This is a genomic window from Mesorhizobium sp. FG116 (assembly GCF_057809835.1).
Genome location: NZ_JBMDKS010000065.1, coordinates 1 through 5,281 on the forward strand (window position 1 = coordinate 1; position 5,281 = coordinate 5,281).

The following is a 5,281-nucleotide window of genomic DNA, read 5'->3' on the forward strand; positions in this document are numbered from 1 at the left end:
GAGCGCGCGAGTGAACCCATCGTCAGCCGGCCTCAGCCGCTTGCCACGGCCGCCGTCGAAGCGAAATGCAGGCGAAAAGAGTTGCGACATCAAAAGCGGCACTGGCCGTGGCCAGCGCAACTTGGCGGCAAGCACAAGGTCGCCCAGCCACCAGGCGAGCGGTTCTGCCGGCGGCGCGGCCTCGACCACACGCCGCATCAGCGCAGCCGCGGCAAAGGGCGCCGCCGGGCCGTTTCGAGCCAGTTCGTCAACCTCTTCCGGCAATACGGCAAAGCTGTCGTCCCAGCGCAGGCCCAACCGCTCGACCACCTGCGCCAGCCCATCGATATCTAGCGCCGTGGGCCGTGCCGCCAGTTGCCTGAACGCACCCACCATGTTGCCGGCCGGGCCGGGATTTTCATCGCCCTTGCGCAGCAACCAGACGTCGCGCAGCGCAGCCTCGTCTTCACCGCGGCCGGCCAGCCGGCAGGCACTGGCAGCACATTTCACAGCGAGCCGGTGGCGCCAGGCGCCGATCCAGATGGGCTCGCTGCGCACCAGCTGGTCGAGCGCATTGAGCGCGGCACCGGCAAGAAATGCTGCCTCGGCGGGGTCGGTGATCGACTGCTGCCCACGCGCCCAGCCGGGCACGACCGGCGAGGGCGGTGCTGCCACTGCGACTGAGACAATGGAGCGATTCATAGATTGAGCGTAATTCAGATGTGCGGTTTTAGCCAGCCATTTGGTTATTTAGCGCACAGCTTGTCTTCTGATCAAAACGAGCGATAATGTTGTATTATCGTTCGTTTTGCGCTTTATAGAGAAAATGGCCGTTTTCAGCGAGCAGAAGCCCGAAAATCGCGTCGCGGGACCTTCCGGAGCGTCCCACGGCACGGGCGCCGAGGATGACATTGCGGTCGCGCGGCCGTCGGCCGAGCCCACTGCGCCGATCGCCGACGACCTGCCCGACATCGTCGAAATCGTCATGGCGATGGGCAAGGCGCCGGAGGACGAGCCGGCGGAAACCCCCTGCCCTGCCCTGCCGGTCAGTGGCGGCCAGGCGCGCGTGCCGGCGCATCTGGAAAAGCTCGCCGATCGTGCCCGCGACTACGTCGAGGCGGCGAGCTCGGCCAACACCCGCCGCGCCTATGCCGCGGACTGGAAGCATTTTGCCGGCTGGTGCCGCCGCCATGGTTTTTCCCTAATGCCGCCCGATCCACAAATCGTGGGGCTGTATATCACCGCACTCGCCTCCGGCACGGCCACAGGGGAGAAAAAGTCCGTGGCGACGATCGAGCGCCGGCTGTCTTCGCTGACCTGGAATTTTGCGCAGCGTGGCCAGCCGCTGGACCGCAAGGACCGGCATATCGCCACCGTCATGGCCGGCATCCGGAACACCCACGCCTCCCCTCCCCGGCAGAAGGAAGCGATCCTGCCCGAGGATCTGATCGCCATGTTGGAGACGCTCGATCGCGGCTCGCTGCGCGGGCTGCGCGACCGTGCCATGCTGCTCATCGGCTTCGCCGGTGGCCTGCGCCGTTCTGAGATCGTCGGCCTCGATTGCGGCCGCGACCAGACTGAGGATGGCCGCGGTTGGGTCGAGTTTTTTCCCGATAAGGGCCTGCTTATCACCTTGCGGGGAAAGACCGGCTGGCGCGAGGTCGAGGCCGGCCGCGGCTCGTCCGATGCCACCTGCCCGGTCGTGGCGCTGGAGACCTGGCTGAAGCTTGCCCGCATCGCCCACGGGCCGCTGTTCCGGCGTGTCACCGGCCAAGGCAAGGCGGTCGGCGCCGATCGCCTCAACGACCAGGAGGTCGCCCGCCTCGTCAAGCGAACTGCGCTGGCGGCCGGGGTGCGCGGCGATCTTGCCGAGGGCAAGCGGACAAAAGTGTTCGGTGGCCACTCCTTGCGCGCTGGCTTGGCCTCCTCGGCCGAGGTCGACGAGCGCTATGTGCAAAAACAGCTCGGCCATGCCAGCGCCGAGATGACCCGCAAGTATCAGCGGCGGCGCGATCGGTTCCGCGTCAATCTCACCAAGGCGTCCGGCCTCTAAAGAGAAACTCCTCCCCTCCCCGACCGGCTGCGTTGGATGAGGCGTCAGGTAGTAGGCGACACCAACACCTCGTCGAGAACAGCGAGCGCTGTATCCAAGCTGTCGGCGGCCGACGCTTCGTAGTCGGGCATAATCATCAGCTGCGCTATGGCACGGCCGACAAATTCCGAGTTCAGCTTTTCCAACCGATCCCTGGTCCGCGAAACCTGGTCTGGAAATGCGCGGAGCGCGTTGACCATGGGCTCCAACTGGGACCGTGCTGAAGCGGCGATATCGAAAATGTCACGCGGCTTGGCCTCCGATCCGCGGTAGTAGATTTTCTTGGCGATGATTTCTGGGACGGTTTCGAGCTGCACGGCCCTACCCTCGACTTCGCGTGTTTCGAAGGGCGTCCGCGTCAGCGCCCCGGCAACAATGAAATCGATCTCGCCGATGTTCTCGAAGGCGAATTTCTGAAACCGGTGCCCGTCACCCTGATAGTCCGATGGCACCAGATCAAAACGCAGGCGGCTTCTGGACGGATCGATGAAGCCGAGCAGTTGAGGGTCATCCAGGAAGATATCGATGTCATGGCTTTCACGATGACCGATCTGGATCATCATGGCCGTGCCACCGCCAAACGACCATTCGAAATCGTAGCCGCCGGCATTCTCACGAAGCTGGTCGATCAGGTCGACGGCAATACGAAAAAGCCGCCGCCATTCTGACGGGCGCCGGTCATCCTGGCTGGCCATCAGGCAGCGAGCGGATAGCTCTCGCCAGACCAGGCAGAGAACGCTGCGGCAAAGGCCTTCAGGTCGGGGACCGGGATGTGATGCACAACAGCGAACTCCACCTGCAGTGCGGGGGAAACCTCACCGAGAAAGGTGCTGACATGTCCGGGGTGCTGTTTGGCCACGTCGAGGTCCGCAAGGCAATGCGCAAGCGCCGCGTCGTCCAGCTGCACGCTGTAGGGCGCGTTGACGGTCGTCAGGACGGATGCCAGATGCATTTTCATAGCAGCCGTAAATTAATCATTTCGCGCTCGTGACACAAGTTATAGCTGCCTTGGTCGCCGAATAACATCGCTATCGACAGCGTGCCTGTGATCGATGGCGATTGATCTCGTACAGCAAGTCCGCCAGAATCGTGCCGACCACCACCGGTGCTATGCCGGGTTACCCTTTCCTCGGACGAGAACCCTTGAACATCTCCGAAACCCCGATCCGCCTGCCCGACGCCGCCACGGTGGAAGCCGTGCTCTCCGGTGTCGATCCAGGCTCGGCAGACTCGGATCTCGCCCCTGCCCTTACGGCCGCATTCCCCGGCTTCGCGTTCTCGACGGCTGTGGTTGACGACTTCTACTGGCGCGATGCCCGAACGGTCTTGGCGGGCGACGGCGCCCGGCTCGGCGATCATCGTGAATGGGTCGAGCGCGAAATGGCGGCCCACGATGGCGATCTTACTGCCTTTTGGAATAGGCATCGCGACAGTGGCCTTCGTTTTGCCGAATGGCGCGGCGCCCCGGTGTTCGCTTTCGCCTCGACCGGACCAGGTGTCGCCGACTTCGTCCAGCTCTCGCTCGGCCGTGAAATCGAGGTGTCGGCCGGGCCGGTCGTCGATCCCGACTACCGCCCCCGGAGCGTCGAGGATCTTCTCGAGCCTTCCTGGGTCAAGCGCGAGCCGGTAACGGATGCGCCGGTGCTTGCCGGCCCGGTTTTCCGGCTGCAACGTCGCGGCGGGCTTGTCCATATGCGCAGTTTCCTGGCCACCCGACAGCGCTTGGAACGCGAGGAGCGCGAGACCCGTCGTTCGGAACTGGAAGCCCGAGCCATCCGCGAGGCCGGACGCGATTATGTGAAGGAGACACCCTTCCTGGACCTCAATCCGGACTGGTTCGATTTCGTCCCGCGCGAGGTCCGAATGTTCCGGGATTGGGAGCGGTCCAGCGCTTCCGCGCAGAGGATATTCGAGCACTGGGCATTCGACATAAGGGATTATCAGGATCACGGCCGGCGCAAGCTCAGCTTCATTCCGCGGCCGCTCAGGATGCCAGCCGAAAGGTTGCTCTGCGAAGAAGGTGTTTCCATCCACCGCGTAATGGAGCGAACCGAGGCAATTGACGTCGAAGTCGGCCTGCCGTTCGGCTGGTTTTTCCTCATGACGCACGGCCATTGGGTCGATCCGGATATCGGAGAGGCAATCGCCGGCGGTCTTCGGGCAGGGAGCGTGCGACTGCCCGACCGCGATGCTGCCGTCCTGCTCGACTGGGTGGATAAGCGGTACCTCTTCTGACACTTGCGACAAACGCCTGACTACCTGCAGGGTTTCGATCCGCTACTGTTCCTCAACTCCGGACTGCACGCATCGAGGTTCCGCTCCCTACTATGCGGCAATCGCACACGCGATCATTAAATAGGTATGGGCTTGCAACTGCGCCGAACTTGAATAGAGGCCGCCGTAGTTTTTGACGTGGCGGCGGGCCCAATGCCGTGTCCTCCGCCCAAATCATTGGCCAGTACGTTGGTTGCAGGCAAATCAAAGACGGCTTTCGCGATACGATGAAATTCCCCCGCCAGATTATGCTGGCAACGAGGTTGTCTCCGGCGAGTTGGTAGTACCTCGCTGTACAGTTGCCTCCGTAACGCTGCCCGAGATGGTTTTAATAGATGAGTAGGATCCGGAGTTGTCGACTATAGATACGCTACCAGTGTGCCGCCAGCTGCGACCCGGCCGGGCTCCTCTTAGGGAGCGCTTGGGTCTCGTTCATAGTTCACAGATAGTTCTTGTCTGCTGACAAAATCTGCAAAATACGTAATGTACTCAATCAGATAGACGATTCTTGAGTCACGCGATGGGGCGTCTCTGCTGGGTAGGTTGTTAACCTATTGTTAACTAAAAATTTCTTGCCGCAACGAAAGAATCGGGCATAGTCACGGTTGCATGGCCTTTTGGCGCCAAAAATCGTTTTTTGGAAAACATACTCGTATGAACGTCAATACGACAATTCAGACGAAAACGCCGTTGCATTTCGAGAAGAGCATTCTCGACCAAGGCGACCAAATATCCAAAAAGCTGCATCTCCTTTCGATGCAGCAATTCCCTCCCCATGCCAAAAAGGACCTACGCACATTCTCGCTGGCCGAAGTGGCAACATATCTCGGTGTCTCTCAAAGTCACCTGAAGAAGCTCCATCTTGAGGGGCGCGGGCCCACTCCAGAGACGTCATCTTCAGGCCGACGCACCTACACCGCTGACCAAATGCTGGAA

The 5,281-nt window shown here is 61.6% G+C and carries 5 protein-coding genes and 1 pseudogene; 3 read left to right on the forward strand and 3 right to left on the reverse strand.

What is annotated here, in order from left to right:
- On the reverse strand, window positions 1–681 hold a 681-nt coding region (locus ACODTY_RS23125), incomplete at its 3' end, for a DUF1403 family protein (protein ID WP_488996522.1).
- 124 nt (window positions 682–805) lie between these two features.
- On the opposite strand from ACODTY_RS23125, the gene ACODTY_RS23130 reads away from it, so the two are divergent.
- Window positions 806–2,032 (forward strand): site-specific integrase, encoded by a 1,227-nt coding sequence (locus tag ACODTY_RS23130; RefSeq protein WP_488996523.1) that lies wholly within the window; start codon window positions 806–808, stop codon window positions 2,030–2,032.
- A gap of 44 nt (window positions 2,033–2,076) precedes the next feature.
- Here ACODTY_RS23130 and ACODTY_RS23135 read toward each other — a convergent pair whose 3' ends face one another.
- Both ACODTY_RS23135 and ACODTY_RS23140 read right to left on the reverse strand, forming a co-directional pair.
- The gene (locus tag ACODTY_RS23135; protein WP_488996524.1) at window positions 2,077–2,766 is read right to left on the reverse strand and encodes a nucleotidyl transferase AbiEii/AbiGii toxin family protein; all 690 of its coding nucleotides are present in this window, start codon (window positions 2,764–2,766) and stop codon (window positions 2,077–2,079) included.
- Complete coding sequence (locus ACODTY_RS23140; protein ID WP_488996525.1) at window positions 2,766–3,023, reverse strand: hypothetical protein; 258 nt, start codon at window positions 3,021–3,023, stop codon at window positions 2,766–2,768. The genes ACODTY_RS23135 and ACODTY_RS23140 overlap by 1 nt, the downstream gene beginning before the upstream one ends.
- A 197-nt stretch (window positions 3,024–3,220) precedes the next feature.
- On the opposite strand from ACODTY_RS23140, the gene ACODTY_RS23145 reads away from it, so the two are divergent.
- Window positions 3,221–4,306, forward strand: a complete 1,086-nt coding sequence (locus ACODTY_RS23145) for a hypothetical protein (protein WP_488996526.1) — start codon at window positions 3,221–3,223, stop codon at window positions 4,304–4,306.
- Between the two features lie 693 nt (window positions 4,307–4,999).
- Window positions 5,000–5,281, forward strand: a pseudogene (locus tag ACODTY_RS23150) (plasmid partitioning protein RepA); the annotation flags it as partial.

Bases quoted from the DNA above. Each gene is read 5' to 3' on its own strand.
- ACODTY_RS23130 (WP_488996523.1), top strand. From the start codon at position 806: ATGGCCGTTTTCAGCGAGCAGAAGCCCGAAAATCGCGTCGCGGGACCT.
- ACODTY_RS23135 (WP_488996524.1), bottom strand. From the start codon at position 2,766: ATGGCCAGCCAGGATGACCGGCGCCCGTCAGAATGGCGGCGGCTTTTT.
- ACODTY_RS23140 (WP_488996525.1), bottom strand. From the start codon at position 3,023: ATGCATCTGGCATCCGTCCTGACGACCGTCAACGCGCCCTACAGCGTG.